Source organism: Streptomyces sp. cg36 (genome assembly GCF_041080675.1).
In the GTDB taxonomy this organism is placed as follows: Bacteria; Actinomycetota; Actinomycetes; order Streptomycetales; family Streptomycetaceae; genus Streptomyces.
The window spans coordinates 5,519,554-5,533,554 of record NZ_CP163520.1 but is presented as its reverse complement, the minus strand read 5'-3'; the positions used below and the strand labels follow the sequence as shown (position 1 = coordinate 5,533,554).

13 protein-coding genes are annotated in these 14,001 nt (G+C 73.3%); 6 read left to right on the top strand and 7 right to left on the bottom strand.

Annotated features, from left to right (window positions below; genetic code table 11):
• Positions 1-383: 383 nt before the first annotated feature.
• Complete coding sequence (locus AB5J87_RS24470) at positions 384-1,553, bottom strand: steroid 3-ketoacyl-CoA thiolase (protein WP_369379303.1); 1,170 nt, start codon at positions 1,551-1,553, stop codon at positions 384-386.
• A 283-nt stretch (positions 1,554-1,836) separates the two neighbouring features.
• Here AB5J87_RS24470 and AB5J87_RS24465 point away from each other — a divergent pair, with 283 nt between their 5' ends.
• Entirely contained in the window at positions 1,837-3,078 is a 1,242-nt protein-coding gene (locus AB5J87_RS24465) for a cytochrome P450 (RefSeq protein WP_369379301.1), read from the top strand.
• Here AB5J87_RS24465 and AB5J87_RS24460 read toward each other — a convergent pair.
• Both AB5J87_RS24460 and AB5J87_RS24455 read right to left on the bottom strand, forming a co-directional pair.
• Positions 3,068-3,271, bottom strand: coding sequence for a DUF397 domain-containing protein (locus AB5J87_RS24460; protein WP_369379299.1), 204 nt, complete (start codon positions 3,269-3,271; stop codon positions 3,068-3,070). The genes AB5J87_RS24465 and AB5J87_RS24460 overlap by 11 nt on opposite strands.
• Positions 3,252-4,079 (bottom strand): helix-turn-helix domain-containing protein, encoded by an 828-nt coding sequence (locus tag AB5J87_RS24455; RefSeq protein ID WP_369379297.1) that lies wholly within the window; start codon positions 4,077-4,079, stop codon positions 3,252-3,254. Before AB5J87_RS24455 ends, AB5J87_RS24460 begins: the two co-directional genes overlap by 20 nt.
• Before the next feature lie 212 nt (positions 4,080-4,291).
• On the opposite strand from AB5J87_RS24455, the gene AB5J87_RS24450 reads away from it, so the two are divergent.
• Positions 4,292-4,993 carry a pyridoxamine 5'-phosphate oxidase family protein gene (locus AB5J87_RS24450; protein WP_369379295.1) on the top strand — a complete coding sequence of 234 codons (702 nt, stop codon included), beginning with the start codon at positions 4,292-4,294 and terminating at the stop codon, positions 4,991-4,993.
• On the opposite strand, the gene AB5J87_RS24445 is transcribed toward AB5J87_RS24450, so the two are convergent.
• Positions 4,897-6,837, bottom strand: a complete 1,941-nt coding sequence (locus AB5J87_RS24445) for a bifunctional glycosyltransferase 87/phosphatase PAP2 family protein (RefSeq protein WP_369383658.1) — start codon at positions 6,835-6,837, stop codon at positions 4,897-4,899. The genes AB5J87_RS24450 and AB5J87_RS24445 overlap by 97 nt on opposite strands.
• Before the next feature lie 369 nt (positions 6,838-7,206).
• Here AB5J87_RS24445 and AB5J87_RS24440 point away from each other — a divergent pair, with 369 nt between their 5' ends.
• The gene (locus AB5J87_RS24440; RefSeq protein WP_369379293.1) at positions 7,207-7,554 is read left to right on the top strand and encodes an antibiotic biosynthesis monooxygenase; all 348 of its coding nucleotides are present in this window, start codon (positions 7,207-7,209) and stop codon (positions 7,552-7,554) included.
• Positions 7,555-7,865: 311 nt separating this feature from the next.
• Here AB5J87_RS24440 and AB5J87_RS24435 read toward each other — a convergent pair whose 3' ends face one another.
• Both AB5J87_RS24435 and AB5J87_RS24430 read right to left on the bottom strand, forming a co-directional pair.
• Positions 7,866-8,354, bottom strand: coding sequence for a hypothetical protein (locus AB5J87_RS24435; RefSeq protein ID WP_369379291.1), 489 nt, complete (start codon positions 8,352-8,354; stop codon positions 7,866-7,868).
• Positions 8,351-8,953 (bottom strand): hypothetical protein, encoded by a 603-nt coding sequence (locus tag AB5J87_RS24430; RefSeq protein ID WP_369379289.1) that lies wholly within the window; start codon positions 8,951-8,953, stop codon positions 8,351-8,353. The genes AB5J87_RS24435 and AB5J87_RS24430 overlap by 4 nt, the downstream gene beginning before the upstream one ends.
• Before the next feature lie 128 nt (positions 8,954-9,081).
• Here AB5J87_RS24430 and AB5J87_RS24425 point away from each other — a divergent pair, with 128 nt between their 5' ends.
• Entirely contained in the window at positions 9,082-9,588 is a 507-nt protein-coding gene (locus tag AB5J87_RS24425) for a GNAT family N-acetyltransferase (protein WP_369379287.1), read from the top strand.
• Positions 9,589-9,660: 72 nt separating this feature from the next.
• Here AB5J87_RS24425 and AB5J87_RS24420 read toward each other — a convergent pair whose 3' ends face one another.
• The gene (locus AB5J87_RS24420) at positions 9,661-11,712 is read right to left on the bottom strand and encodes a DHA2 family efflux MFS transporter permease subunit (protein ID WP_369379285.1); all 2,052 of its coding nucleotides are present in this window, start codon (positions 11,710-11,712) and stop codon (positions 9,661-9,663) included.
• Between the two features lie 140 nt (positions 11,713-11,852).
• On the opposite strand from AB5J87_RS24420, the gene AB5J87_RS24415 reads away from it, so the two are divergent.
• On the top strand, positions 11,853-13,109 hold the full coding sequence (locus AB5J87_RS24415) for a peptidoglycan-binding protein (RefSeq protein WP_369379282.1): 1,257 nt from the start codon (positions 11,853-11,855) through the stop codon (positions 13,107-13,109).
• Positions 13,110-13,296: 187 nt separating this feature from the next.
• Positions 13,297-13,962 carry an HAD-IA family hydrolase gene (locus tag AB5J87_RS24410; RefSeq protein ID WP_369379280.1) on the top strand — a complete coding sequence of 222 codons (666 nt, stop codon included), beginning with the start codon at positions 13,297-13,299 and terminating at the stop codon, positions 13,960-13,962.
• The last annotated feature ends 39 nt before the right edge of the window (positions 13,963-14,001 follow it).

Here is a 14,001-nt window from a genome sequence, read left to right as displayed (position 1 = left end):
GTTCCCCGCGCCCCTGAGTGCCTAGGGGCGCGGGGAACGGCGCGAGAAGCGACCAGGATCCGCAGCCAAAAACGGGTGAAGGGGCGCGGGGAACGGCGCGAGGAGCGACCACGGCCCGCAGCCGAGAACGGGTTCAAAGGGGCGCGGGGAACGGCGCGAGAAGCGACCACGATCCGCAGCCAAAAACGGGTGAAGGGGCGCGGGGAACGGCGCGAGAAGCGACCACGGCCCGCAGCCAAAAACGGGTGAAGGGGCGCGAGGAACGGCGCGAGAAGCGACCACGGCCCGCAGCCAAAAACGGGTGAAGGGGCGCGGGGAACGGCGCGAGGAGCGACCACGGCCCGCAGCCGAGAACGGGCCCGGGGGCAGCCCCCCGCGCTGGGCTACAGGCGCTGCAGAATCGTCGCCGTAGCCAGCGCACCCCCCGCACACATCGTCACCAACGCGAACTCCCGGTCCCGCCGCTCCAGTTCGTGCAGCGCCGTGGTGATCAGCCGCGCACCGGTCGCGCCGACCGGATGGCCGAGGGCGATCGCGCCCCCGTTGACGTTCACCTTGTCCAGGTCCTGCTCGAAGACCTGCGCCCAGGACAGCACCACCGACGCGAACGCCTCGTTGATCTCGACGACGTCGATGTCCCGCAGCGACATCCCGGCCTTCCCCAGCACCGCCCGCGTCGCGTCGACGGGCCCGTCGAGGTGGAAGTGGGGGTCGGCCCCGACGAGCGCCTGGGCCACGATCCGGGCCCGGGGCCGCAGCTTCAGGGCGCGCGCCATCCGCTTGGACGCCCACATGACCGCCGAGGCGCCGTCGGAGATCTGGGAGGAGTTCCCGGCCGTGTGCACGGCGCTCGGCATGACGGGCTTCAGCCCCGCCAGCGCCTCCATGGAGGTGTCCCGCAGCCCCTCGTCCCGGTCGACGAGGCGCCACATGCCCTGCCCGGCGAGCTGCTCGTCCTCGGTGGTGGGCACCTGGACGGCGAAGGTCTCGCGCTTGAAGCGCTCCTCGCCCCACGCCACGGCCGCCCGCTCCTGCGAGAGCAGCCCGAGCGAGTCGACGCGTTCGCGGGTGAGCCCGCGGTGCCGGGCGATCCGTTCCGCCGCCTCGAACTGGTTGGGCAGGTCGACGTTCCACTCGTCCGGGAACGGCTTGCCCGGCCCGTGCTTGGACCCGGATCCCAGCGGCACCCGTGACATCGCCTCCACGCCGCAGCTGATGCCGACGTCGACGACGCCCGCCGCGATCATGTTGGCGACCATGTGGCTGGCCTGCTGGGACGAGCCGCACTGGCAGTCGACGGTGGTCGCGGCGGTCTCGTACGGCAGCCCCATCGCGAGCCAGGCGGTGCGGGCGGGGTTCATGGACTGCTCACCGGCGTGGGTGACGGTGCCGCCGACGATCTGCTCCACGCAGTCCGCGTGGATCCCGGTGCGCCCGAGCAGCTCGCGGTAGGTCTCGCCGAGCAGATAGGCGGGATGGAGATTGGCGAGCGCGCCCCCGCGCTTGCCGATCGGCGTGCGTACGGCTTCGACGATGACGGGTTCCGCGGCCATGAGCTCGTCCTCTCCTCGCACAGCTCGGTCCTGCTCAGCTCCGTGCACGGTCGCCGGGCCTCCCGGAGCCTCGGCGCCCGAACTAGTACGCGTTCTAGTTCTGCCTGCAGTCTGGTGAGACTTACCCCCGGTACGCAAGGGTTGTGCACACACCCGCCGCACTCCCGCACCCGCAACGGATCGCCCACGCCCCCTTGCGACTTCTAGAACCCGTTACTACCTTTCAGTCAAATTCTGATGGGTCGTCAGACATGGACTGCCGCCAGACATGGAGCTGTTGCCGATGCGCTGTCCCCACCTGCCCGAGGGGTTCGACTTCACCGACCCCGACCTGCTCCAGGACCGCGTCCCCCACCCGGAGTTCGCCGAGGCGCGGCAGACCGCCCCGGTCCTCTGGTGCGCGCAGCCGCACGGCATCGCCGGGTTCGGCGACGACGGCTACTGGGTGGTGACGCGGCACGCCGACGTCAAATACGTCTCCACGCACCCGGAGCTGTTCTCCTCCACCACCAACACGGCCGTCATCCGCTTCAACGAGAACATCACCCGCGACCAGATCGAGGTCCAGCGGCTGATCATGCTCAACATGGACCCGCCCGAGCACACCCGGGTGCGCCAGATCGTGCAGCGCGGCTTCACCCCGCGCGCGGTCCGCTCGCTGGAGGCCGCCCTGCGCGACCGGGCCCGCCGGATCGTGGACACCGCGCTGGCCGGCGCCGAGGGCCGCGACTCCTTCGACTTCGTCACCAACATCGCGGTGGAGCTCCCGCTCCAGGCCATCGCCGAGCTCATCGGCGTACCGCAGCGGGACCGTACGAAGATCTTCGACTGGTCCAACAAGATGGCGGCGTACGACGACCCCGAGTACGCCATCACGGAGGAGATCGGCGCCGAGGCGGCCATGGAGCTCGTCTCGTACGCGATGAACCTCGCGGCCGAGCGCAAGGAGTGCCCGGCCAAGGACATCGTGTCGCAGCTGGTCGCGGCGGAGGGCCAGGGCAACCTGTCCTCGGACGAGTTCGGCTTCTTCGTGATCCTGCTCGCCGTCGCGGGCAACGAGACCACCCGCAACGCGATCAGCCACGGCATGCACGCCTTCCTCACCCACCCCGACCAGTGGGAGCTCTACAAGCGCGAGCGCCCCGAGACGGCGGCGGAGGAGATCGTGCGCTGGGCGACCCCGGTGGTCTCCTTCCAGCGGACGGCGACCCAGGACACCGAACTCGGCGGCCAGAAGATCAAGGCGGGCGACCGGATCGGCCTCTTCTACTCCTCCGCCAACAACGACCCCGAGATCTTCGACGAGCCCGAGCGGTTCGACATCCTGCGCGACCCCAACCCGCACCTGGGCTTCGGGGGCGGGGGCCCGCACTTCTGCCTCGGCAAGTCCCTGGCGGTGCTGGAGATCGACCTGATCTTCCACGCGATCGCGGACGCCCTGCCGAACCTGACCCTGGCGGGCGACCCGCGCCGGCTCCGCTCGGCCTGGCTCAACGGCATCAAGGAGCTCCAGGTCAGCCCGTGACGGTACGGAGGAAGGCGGCGAACGCCGCGCGGCCGAGGAGGATGGCGGGGCCGTCCGGATTCTTGGAGTCCCGGACGGCCGCGGCCCGGCCGTGCGGGAGGCGGGCCACCTCTATGCAGTCCCCGCCCTGGTCGCCGCTGTAGCTCGACTTCCGCCACTGCGTACCGGGCGGCTCACAGCTGTCGCTCCGCATAGCGCTCCTCCATCACCTGCCGGATCAGCTCTGCGGAGTCGCGCAACGACAGGGCGGCTGCCCGGAGATGATCGTATCGGAGCGAACAGTCCCTGACGTTCTCCGGATCGGCGGTCGGGTGCCCCATTCCGTAGCCCTCGGTGTAGAGGATCGTGGCGCTCCCGGCGAACCGGTAGAGGTTGAACGAACCCTGCAGCCCGGCGTGCGCGCCGGCGTCGTGGGGCAGCACCTGGATGTTGACGTGCGGGGTGCCCGCGAAGCTCAGCAGGTGGGCGAGTTGCTCGCGCATCACCACCGGCCCGCCGATCTGCTGGAGCAGCGCGCTCTCCCCCAGGATCGTCCACAGTCCGGGCGGGCGCGCCTTGTCGAGGATCCGCTGCCGCGCCAGCCGGGCCGCCGTGCGGCCGTCCAGGTTGGACCCGTCCATCGCGCCGAGCACCGCCCGGGCGTACGTCCGGGTCTGGAGCAGCCCGTGCACCATGTGCGCCTGGAACGTACAGATCGCCGTGGCCCGCGACTCCAGCTCCGCGACCCGCTGGAACCAGGCCGGGAGCTGGCTGCGCAGTACCAGCGGCAGCAGCCGGGACAGCAGCCCGCCGGTGCCGAGCGCGGCGTCCGCGCGCTCGCTGAAGTCGGACGTCGGCAGCTTGCGGGCCGTCTCGATCTGGCCGATCAGCGATCCGGTGTACGCGATGACCGCGCCCAGCTGCTTCTGGGTGAGACCGCCGGCCTCGCGGTAGCGGCGCAGTTCGTAGCCGTAGTAGTCGAGCGGCGAGGCGCTCGGATCGAGGATGTTGATGTGGACCACAGCGGGTACCCCCTCGTGCGCCGAGAGCCTGTCGTTGGACTCCGCCTGCTCCAGAGCGGGCCGTATGCGTGTCGTGGCCGAGCGTAGTCATCGCTCGTCACGCGCGTAGCGGGAACGGCGGATCCCCACACGGTCCACCTACTCCCTTGCCTGCCCGCTTTCCCACTGAAACAGTTGCCGCACGACTTGATCACAACGAGATCGGTGAGGAAATGAGCGAGAAGGAACAGGATCAGCAGATACCCGCCCGGCTGGCCGTCACCGACCGGACGCGGCACCGGCGGCTGCGGGAGCAGGGCAGCGTCGAGGTCGCGGACCTGGACGCCGTGCTGCGGGCCGGGTTCGTCTGCCATCTCGGGGTCGTCGTCGACGGGGCGCCCATGGTCGTGCCGACCGTGTACGGGGTCGACTTCGAGAGCCGGACGCTCTACGTCCACGGCTCCGTCGCCAGCCGCAGTCTGGTGCGGTCCCCCGGGCAGACCGTCTGCGTCACCGTGACGCACGTCGACGGCCTCGTGCTCGCGCGGTCGGTCTTCGAGCACGGCGTCAACTACCGCAGCGCCATGGTGTACGGGGTGCCCCGGCCGGTCACCGACGGGGACGAACTGGCGCACGGGCTGCGGATCCTGACCGAGCAGTGCGCGCCGGGGCAGTGGGGGTACGCGCGCGGGCCCAGCCGCAAGGAGCTCGCCGCCACCACGCTGCTGGCGCTGGAGCTGACCCAGGCGTCGGTGAAGACGGCGTCCGGCCCGCCCCAGGACGGGGACGGGCCGGACGGGGAACTCGGTCTGTGGGCCGGAGTGGTGCCGCTGCGGAGCTACTTCGACGCGCCGGAGCCGGACCCCCGTCTGCCCGCGGGCATCGCGCTGCCGCCCCATGTCGCCGCTCTGGGCGCGGGCAGCCCGGGGCGCTGAACGCCGCGCGGGCCCGCCAGCACGTACACCAGGGCGAAGCCCGCGCCGACGACGGCCGCGCCGCCGAGTGCGTCGAGCACCCAGTGGTTGGCGGTCGTGATGATCGCGCAGACCGTGAAGAGCGGGTGGAGCAGGCCGAGCGCCTTCATCCACAGCTTGGGCGCCACCACCACGATCACCACGCCGCACCACAGCGACCAGCCGAAGTGCAGACTGGGCATCGCCGCGTACTGGTTGGTGACCTGGGTCATCGCCCCGTAGTCCGGGTTCGCCAGGTCCTGCGGGCCGTGCACGGTGTCGATGAAGCCCATGCCGGGCATCAGCCGCGGCGGCGCCAGCGGGAAGAACCAGAAGCCGAGCAGACCGAGCAGCGTGGCGAACCCGAGGGCGGAGCGGGCCCAGCGGTAGTCGGCCGGGCGGCGGACGTACAGCACGCCCAGGATCGTCAGCGGGATGATGAAGTGGAACGTCTCGTAGTAGAAGTTGAAGAACGAGAGCAGCCACTTGGCGTGCTGGATCGTGTGGTTGGCCCAGTGCTCGATGTCGATGTGCAGGGCGCGCTCGATGGAGACCACCGTCCGCCCGTGCGCCTCCGCCGTCTCCCGCCCGGCGGTGGCCTCCAGCCGGATGTGCGAGTACGCGGAGTAGCCGACCCGGATGACCAGGAGTTCCAGGAGCAGATTGGGGCGGCTCAGCACCCGGCGCCAGAACGGCAGCAGCGGGACGCGGGCCCAGCGGGCCGGGGCCGAGCGCGCGTACGTGGTGGGGACGGGCGCCCGGAAGTGCTCGGAGGCGCGCGGCAGGAACGGCACCACACAGGCCGCGAGCAGCGCGGTGAGCAGGGGAACGTTGTCACGGACCGGGTGGAGCAGCCCCATGTTCGGCAGCAGCACCGCGCCCGGCAGCGTCATCACCAGGACCACCAGGGCCGGCCACACCAGCCGGTCGCGCGCCTTGGTCCCGACCCGGCCCACCATCGCGAGCAGCACCCACAGCAGCTGGTGCTGCCAGGCGGTCGGCGAGACGGCGACGGCCGCGCAGCCGGTGAGGGCGACGGCGAGCAGCAGCTGGCCGTCGTGCGCGTAGCGGACCGCCCGGCGCAGGCCGAGCACGACGACGGCGGCGGCCAGCACCAGGAACACCGCGATCTCCAGCGGGCCCTCCAGGCCGAACCGGAGCAGCGCGCCGTGCAGCGACTGGTTGGCCAGTCCGTCCGGGCGCGCGCCGAGCCCGGCGCCCGCCACGTGGTGCACCCAGTACGTCCAGGAGTCGTGCGGCATGAGCGCCCAGGTCAGGGCGGTCGCGGCGGCGAAGGTGGCGGTGGTGGAGACGGCCGCCCGTCTGCGCCCGGTCAGCCACAGCAGCGGCACGAAGAGCAGGACGGTCGGCTGGAGGGCCGCGCCGACGCCGATCAGCGCCCCCGAGCCGCGCTCCCCGCGCACCACGAAGCAGCCCAGCAGCACCAGCAGGACCGGGATGATGCTGGTCTGGCCGGTGGTGAGCGTGTTGCGCACCGGCAGCGACACCATCAGCAGGCTGATGGCGACCGGCGCGGCCAGCAGCGCGCTGCGCCGCGGCACGGGCCCCGGCAGCGCGCGGGCGACGACGGCGCCGAGCACCGCGACGAGCAGCAGCGTCGAGAACGTCCAGGCCACCCCGAGGGCTTCCTCGGCGGAGTGGGTCAGCGGCTTGAGGACGAACCCGGCGAACGGCGTGCCGGTGAAGTGGTCCTGGTCGTAGAGGGAGCCCTTCATGTGCAGCACCCCGTTGACCCCGTTGGCGCCCGTCCAGGTCTCCAGGTCGGTCAGCCGCTCGCCGGGTGGGAGCCGCAGCACATGGGCCATCTGCCGTATCGCGAGGATCGCGGCGACCAGCCACAGGCCGACCCGGACCGTGCCCGTCCGGTCGTCCGCCGGTCGTGTGTCCACCGCGCTGCCGTGTCCGCCGTGCTCCGCATTCACCACGCCCCGCCGAACCTCCCACCGTTCCTCTGGTCGTCCGCTGTACGCCCGTCACGCCGGTGCGGCGCCGGGGCGTGCCCCGCCCTAGAGCCTCGCACCACCCCGGTGAAGAGACTCGGGCAACCCCCTCTTCGCCTGACTGTCATCGACGATTTGACCGGAATCGGCTTGACCCGGCATCGCAACGTACCGGAACGGGACCCCGGGGACGGCCGTCGCCGCCGGTCCGAACGCGGGTCGTATCGTGCGTACATGAGCATCGTGAAGATCAACGTCCTGAAGGTCCCGAGCGAGCAGCGCGAGGTGCTGGAGCAGCGGTTCGCCGCGCGGGCCGGTTCGGTGGAGAACTCCGACGGCTTCGAGTGGTTCGAGCTGCTCCGCCCGGTCGAGGGCACCGACGAGTACCTCGTGTACACGCGGTGGCGCAGCGAGGAGGACTTCGAGAAGTGGATGGCCACGTCGATGCGCGGCGCGGGGGCGCACGGCGCGGGCGGTGCGTCCGAGGGCCTCGCGGCGGAGGGCGAGCGCCCCAGGCCCGCCGCGACCGGCTCCACGCTGTGGTCGTTCGAGGTCGTGCAGCAGGCGAGCCCCAAGGGCTGACCGACGGCCCCGGTGGCGGGGGCCGGTCGCGTGCGCGCGACCGGCCCCCGCCACCGGGTGAGTACGGAACCGGCCTCCGGGCCTCGTCCCCGACGGGAACGGGGCGGCCCTCGGGCCGGTCCGCCCTAAGGCGTGTCTTTCGGATCTTGTCTGGGTCGCGGGGTGCGGCACGCGCGTCTGCGGCGTTGTCGTCGGTCGCCGACGCTCCGCGTCGACTCCCTCCTCCGCCTTGCAGCCACACGCACCGCACCCCGCTCGGCCACTACGCCAGTGCGGCGAGACCGGAGCCGACAAGATCCGAAAGACACACCCTAGAGCTCCAGCATGCGCTCGGTCAGCCGGCGGCAGTCGCGCAGGGCCAGCCGCAGCTCCTCCGTCTCGCCCTTGGCCGGCGCGGACCGGCGCCGCTCCTTGACCAGTTCGGCGACCCGCGCGGAGGCTTCGCCCAGTACCGCGTCGGCCTCCTCCACGGCCCGCTGCGGCTCGTCCACGAAGCCGCTCACGGCCCGGCGCAGCCGCAGCGTCCACTGGTCCCGCTCCTCGGCGGACAGCAGCGGGGCGGGGGCGAGGTCCGGGGGCGGCGGCGGGACCGGGGGCTCGCCCGCGGAGCCGCCCTGGAGGCGCGGGCCGGTGCCGGTGGCGCCGGTGGCGCCGGTGCCGTCCTCCAGCCTCGGCTCGGTGCCGGGCGCGCCCCGCAGTTCGTCGTCGTTGGCGGGCGGTACGGCGGAGGGCACCCGGTCCGGGCCCCGCGCGGCGTCCGGCGTGTGCGGTGCGTTCGGCGGTTCCGGTGCGTCCTTCATGCCGCGCTCCTCTTGGCGTGCCGCTTCGGCAGGACCGGGCGGCGGGTCGGCTGGGCGTGGCGCGGGCCCGCGGTCAGCAGCTCCTCGAAGAGGCTGCGGGCCTCGACGACCGCCTCGCGCATCTCCTCCGTGTCGCCCGTGCCCCGCGCCGCGCGGTGCACCCGGCGGTAGCCGTCGAGCTGTCCGGCGTGGTGCACGGAGAGCGCCGCGAGCTGGTCGTCGTACGCCTTGGCCGCCGGGAAGCCGCGCTCCTCGGCGAGTTGCGCCACCAGCTTGTCGGCCGCCTCGGCCGCGTGCCGGGGCGAGTCGACGAACTGCTCCTGGACGCCCGCCCAGCGGACGAGGTAGCGCTCGCGCGCCTCGGGCGGCAGCGGGCGCTCGGTCAGCGCGCCGTGCCGCTTCAGCCGCTCGCCGAGCTCGCGTTCGGCCGCGCGCCGGTCGCCGTCGTGCAGGACGACCGCCCGCTCGTACTCGGGGCCGAAGCGGCGGCGCAGCCCGCGCTCTCCGGTCGCCGAGCGCCGCACGGCGAGCCGTACCGCCGCGGCCAGGACGGCCAGGGCGAGCACCGCGATCAGGACGACGATCACGATCGTGGTCATGTCTGCCTTCCCGGTAGGGGTTCCACGGCACCGCGCGGGGCTCCGCGGGAGTCCGTAGAGGGTCCATCAGCCCGGGTTGCCGGGAAATCGCTGGCCAAACGGCACTCGCGTCGGATAGGCAGGCGCCCATGAGTTGGATCATGACCCGCGAGCCCTACGACACCCCCGACGCGGCCCTGCTGCGCCGCGACTACTACGACGAGGTGGCGAGCCGCTGGTACGGGCGCCCGGCCACCGCCGAGGAGATACGGCGGGGACTGACCGACGACGGCGCCGAACGGCTGCGTCCGCCGCTGGGCGACTTCGTGGTGGGCAGGCGCGCCGGCGTCGCCGGGGCGTGCGGCGGTGTCCTGCTCTGCGAGACCGCGCCGGTCATCGACGGCACGGCCCCGGCCACCGCCGAGCTGACCCGGGTCTTCGTCCGCCCGGAGCTGCGCGGCACCGGCGGCGGCGCGGCCCTGCTCACCGCCCTGGAGACGGCCGCCCGCAGGCTGGGCGCCCGCCGGGTCGCCCTGGACACCCGCCACGACCTGATCGAGGCGCGCACGCTGTACGCGAAGAACGGCTACCGGGAGGTCGAACCGTACGACGCGGGGCGGGAGTTCGCGGAGCGCTGGTTCGCGAAGGAGCTGTGAGGGCGGCGACGCCCGGTGCGCCGGTGCGCCCCGGCCGCGCGCACCGCGCCGCGTCGAGCCCGTCCATCGTGTTCACCGGGCGTGGTCGCGCCTCGGCTGCGGTCCGCGCGGGCCCTCCCGGTCCGAGCCGCACAGCTCGGCGGTCAGCTCCTCCACCAGCTTGACCAGGTCGGTCGGGCGGTCCGGGCCCCACCAGTCGCCGAGGAGTGCGGCGAGGGACTCCTCACGGGCCCCGGCCAGCCGTTCGGCCGTCGCGCGGCCGGCGTCCGTGTGGCGCAGCGCCAGCCCCTCACGGCGGGCCAGGCCGCGTTCCTCGATCTGCCGGGCGGCCTCGGTGATCACCGGGAGCGGTACGGGCGTACGGTCGGCGAGCAGGGCCGGCCGCACCGAGCCGTCGTGCTGGATGCGCAGCAGCAGCCAGCTCGCGGCGGGCAGCAGGTCGAGCCCGGCGCGGTCGGTGATCTCCTGGTAGATCTCCCGGCGGCCCTCCCGGGTGCCCAGCACGGACAGCGCCCGCGCGCACTCGTCGTACGAGGAGCGCTCGACGGGATTGGACGCCACGGTCTGGCTGGCGTCGGGCGCGGTGACCGCGCCGCGCAGCTTGTCCTCGCGCAGGAACCAGGCGACCGCGAAGGCGAGCAGGGTGACCGGGACCGCGTAGAGGAAGACGTCGGTGATCGACTGCGCGTACGCGTGCAGCACCGGCGGGCGCAGCCGGGGCGGCAGGGCCGCGATCGTGTGCGGGTCGGCGGCGACCTGGGCGGGGCCGGTGCCGGGCGGCAGCGGCTGGCCCGCCAGCGCGTCGGCGAGTTTGCCGCTGAGCCGGTTGGTGAAGATGGTGCCGAAGATCGCCACGCCGAAGGAGGCGCCGATCGAGCGGAAGAAGGTCGCCCCGGAGGTGGCGACGCCCAGGTCGGCGTAGCTCACCGCGTTCTGGACGACGAGGACGAGGACCTGCATCACCAGGCCGAGTCCGGCGCCGAAGACGAAGAAGGACGCGCTCATCTGCCAGGTGGAGCTCGACTCGCTGAGCCGGTGCAGCAGCATCAGCCCCACCGTCACCACGGCCGTGCCCGCGATGGGGAACACCTTCCAGCGGCCGGTGCGCGAGACGATCTGGCCCGACGCGGTCGAGGTGAGCAGCATGCCGAAGACCATCGGCAGCATGTGCACCCCGGACATGGTCGGCGTGATGCCCTGGACGACCTGGAGGAACGTCGGCAGATAGGTCATCGCCCCGAACATCGCGAAGCCGATGACGAAGCTGATGACCGCGACGAGCGTGAACGTGCGGATCCGGAACAGCTTCAGCGGGATGACCGGCTCCACCGCCCGGCGCTCCACCGCGACGAACGCCACCAGCAGCACCGCCCCCAGCGCCGCGAGCCCGATGATCGGCGCCGACCCCCAGGCCCAGGTGGTGCCGCCGAGCGAGGCCACCAGCACCAGACAGGTCGCCACCGCCGCGATGAGGAAGGTGCCGAGGTAGTCGATGGTGTGCCGGTTGCCGCGTCCGGGAATGTGCAGCACCGCCGCGATCACCAGCAGCGCCACCACGCCGACCGGCAGGTTGACGTAGAACACCCAGCGCCAGCTGAGGTGTTGGGTGAACAGCCCGCCCAGCAGCGGGCCGAGCACACTGGTCGCACCGAACACGGCCCCGAACAGGCCCTGGTAGCGCCCGCGTTCGCGCGGCGGCACCAGGTCGCCGACGATCGCCATCGACAGCACGATGAGTCCGCCGCCGCCCAGGCCCTGGAGCGCCCGGAAGCCGATCAGCTGCGGCATGTTCTGGGCGACGCCGCAGAGCGCGGAGCCGACCAGGAAGATCCCGATCGCGGCCTGGAACAGCTTCTTCCTGCCGTACTGGTCGCCGAGTTTGCCCCACAGCGGGGTCGCGGCGGTGGCGGCCAGCATGTACGCCGTGACCACCCACGACAGGTGTTCCATCCCGCCGAGGTCGCTGACGATGGTCGGCAGGGCGGTGGAGACGATGGTCTGGTCGAGCGCGGCGAGCAGCAGACCGAGCAGCAGCGCGCCGATGGCGACGAGCAGGGTCCGCCGCTCCTGGCCCGAGCCGGGAGCGGGCGCGGCGGGCGCGCTGGGGGCCGTTTCCTGGGCCATGGCCGCCCCTCTCTGTCTCCTTGCTCCCTCCATCCTGATCGCAATGTCCGGATATGGCCTGCCGGGGTCGGCCCGGCCCCGGCGACCCGCCCGCGTGAGCCCTGCATAATCGCAGGCAGTTCAAGGGGAGGGGACCCACGATGAGGGCTCAGGCATGTCCTGAATGCGGCGCGTCGCGCCACGACGACGGCAGACCCGGCTGCCGGTGCGCCGAACGCGCGGCCGAGGCCGCACGCACCCGCCGCCCGGCCCGCGCAGCCGCCCCGGACTTCGACCCGCTGCGGCTGCGCCCCTATGTGACGCTGGAGAACCTGACCGACGCGACGGGCGACCCGTCCATGACGATGCCCCTGCGCCCGGTCCCGCCGCCCCCTGCGGGGGGCACGGGGCAGCCGCCCGCCGGAGCCGCGCCGCAGCCGCCCGCCGCATACGACACCGACGCCACAACCCTGCTGCCACCGATCCGACCGGCCCACGGGAGCGCGGGGCTGCCGCCCGCCGGCCCCGCACCCGGAGCCGCGCCCCACCCGCCCGGCGCATACGACACCGACGCCACGACGCTGCTCCCGCCCGTCCGACCGGCCCACGCAGGCGCGCCGCAGCCGCCCGTCGATGCGGACGCCACCTCGGTGCCGCCCCGGCTCGGGGGGCCGTCCGCGGGTGCGGCGGCGGGGCGCGCCGATGTCACCGCGCCCCTGCCCGCGTTCCCCGCCGAAGAAGGATCGGGCGCGTACACGGGGCCGGGGCACGGCGACGGACCGGTGGTGGGTTCGGGCGCGCCCGGGCCGCGTGGGCGCACGGCCGCACGGCGGCGGCGCCCGCTGCTGGTCGCCGTCGCGGCCCTGGTGGTCGGCGGCGTCGCCACCGCCGCGTTCGCGGGCGGCGGGCTGTTCGGCGGCGGGGGCGGCACGGACGACGCCCTGCCGAGCACGACCGTCTCCACCGTCCCCGACGACGGTCCCACGACCTCCGCCGCGCCCTCCCCCACCGCGCCGAAGCCGTCCCGGACCCCCCGCACCAGCCCGTCCCCGCACAGGAGCTCGCCCTCCCCGAGCCGCAGCCCGAAGCCCTCCCCCAGCGCCTCCCGCCGCCCCGCCGCCCCCGCTCCGGGACCGACCCCTTCCCAGGTCACCGGTACGGTCGGCACCACGACGGCCCCGGCCCGGCCGCCCGCCACCGCACCCGTGCTGCGCCGGGGCGACGACGGGCCCGAGGTGGCCGACCTCCAGGCACGGCTGGCCTCGCTGACGATCTACGACGGTTCGGTCGACGGCCACTTCGGCTCCCGCACGGAACGCGCGGTGCGCACGTACCAGTCGTACATGGGGCTGGAGAGCGATCCGCCCGGCGTGTACGGCCCGGAGACCCGGCGCGCCCTGGAGGCCCAGACGTCCTGACCGGTTCCGGTTCCGGAGCCGGACTCGGACCTGGACCCGTCGGCCGTTCGGGAGTCCGTTCCGGGGCCGTTTGGGTATTCGGGCTTCGTTTTGTATCGTGGAGAAACAAAGTGGCTTCCGCCCGTACTCCCTGACCGGCGGGCGGAGCCACTCTTGTGTCTCTGCTCCCGGTACCAGGAGTCCGCCGATGACGGCCACGCCCACCACCCTGACCGCACGCGCCCTCCTCCTCGACATGGACGGCACCCTCGTCAACTCCGACGCCGTGGTGGAGCGCTGCTGGCGCCGCTGGGCCGTCGACCACGGGCTCGACCCCGAGGAGGCGCTCAAGGTCGTGCACGGCCGCCAGGGGTACGCCACCATGGCCGTCCTGCTGCCGGACCGCCCCATGGAGCAGAACCTCGCCGACAACCGCGAGATGCTCGCGCAGGAGACCGCCGACACCGACGGCGTCGTCCCCGTACCCGGCGCCCCCGCCTTCATGGCCTCCCTCGCCGGGCTGCCGCACGCCCTGGTGACCTCGGCCGACGAGGCGCTCGCCCAGGCCCGGATGGGCGCCGCCGCACTGCCGGTGCCCGCCGTGCGCGTCACGGCCGAGCGGGTCGGGGCCAGCAAGCCGGACCCGGAGGGCTTCCTGAAGGGCGCGGCCGAGCTGGGCTTCGCGGCGGCCGACTGCATCGTCTTCGAGGACTCCCAGGCGGGCATCGAGGCCGGTCTGGCGGCCGGGATGCGCGTGGTCGGCGTGGGCCCGCGCGCAGCCGCCCACCACCCCACCGTGCACGTGGCGGACCTGACCCGGGTGACGGTCACGCCCGGCGCGGACGGCGGCCTCACCCTGGAGATCGCCCCGTAGGCACTCCGGACGGACACCACAAGGGCGGGGGGAACACGC

What these genes read in the sequence shown, in the direction of transcription:
- AB5J87_RS24470 (WP_369379303.1), bottom strand. Translation starts at nt 1,553, where the DNA reads ATGGCCGCGGAACCCGTCATCGTCGAAGCCGTACGCACGCCGATCGGC.
- AB5J87_RS24465 (WP_369379301.1), top strand. Translation starts at nt 1,837, where the DNA reads ATGCGCTGTCCCCACCTGCCCGAGGGGTTCGACTTCACCGACCCCGAC.
- AB5J87_RS24460 (WP_369379299.1), bottom strand. Translation starts at nt 3,271, where the DNA reads ATGCGGAGCGACAGCTGTGAGCCGCCCGGTACGCAGTGGCGGAAGTCG.
- AB5J87_RS24450 (WP_369379295.1), top strand. Translation starts at nt 4,292, where the DNA reads ATGAGCGAGAAGGAACAGGATCAGCAGATACCCGCCCGGCTGGCCGTC.
- AB5J87_RS24445 (WP_369383658.1), bottom strand. Translation starts at nt 6,837, where the DNA reads ATGGCCCATGTGCTGCGGCTCCCACCCGGCGAGCGGCTGACCGACCTG.
- AB5J87_RS24440 (WP_369379293.1), top strand. Translation starts at nt 7,207, where the DNA reads ATGAGCATCGTGAAGATCAACGTCCTGAAGGTCCCGAGCGAGCAGCGC.
- AB5J87_RS24435 (WP_369379291.1), bottom strand. Translation starts at nt 8,354, where the DNA reads ATGAAGGACGCACCGGAACCGCCGAACGCACCGCACACGCCGGACGCC.
- AB5J87_RS24430 (WP_369379289.1), bottom strand. Translation starts at nt 8,953, where the DNA reads ATGACCACGATCGTGATCGTCGTCCTGATCGCGGTGCTCGCCCTGGCC.
- AB5J87_RS24425 (WP_369379287.1), top strand. Translation starts at nt 9,082, where the DNA reads ATGAGTTGGATCATGACCCGCGAGCCCTACGACACCCCCGACGCGGCC.
- AB5J87_RS24420 (WP_369379285.1), bottom strand. Translation starts at nt 11,712, where the DNA reads ATGGCCCAGGAAACGGCCCCCAGCGCGCCCGCCGCGCCCGCTCCCGGC.
- AB5J87_RS24415 (WP_369379282.1), top strand. Translation starts at nt 11,853, where the DNA reads ATGAGGGCTCAGGCATGTCCTGAATGCGGCGCGTCGCGCCACGACGAC.
- AB5J87_RS24410 (WP_369379280.1), top strand. Translation starts at nt 13,297, where the DNA reads ATGACGGCCACGCCCACCACCCTGACCGCACGCGCCCTCCTCCTCGAC.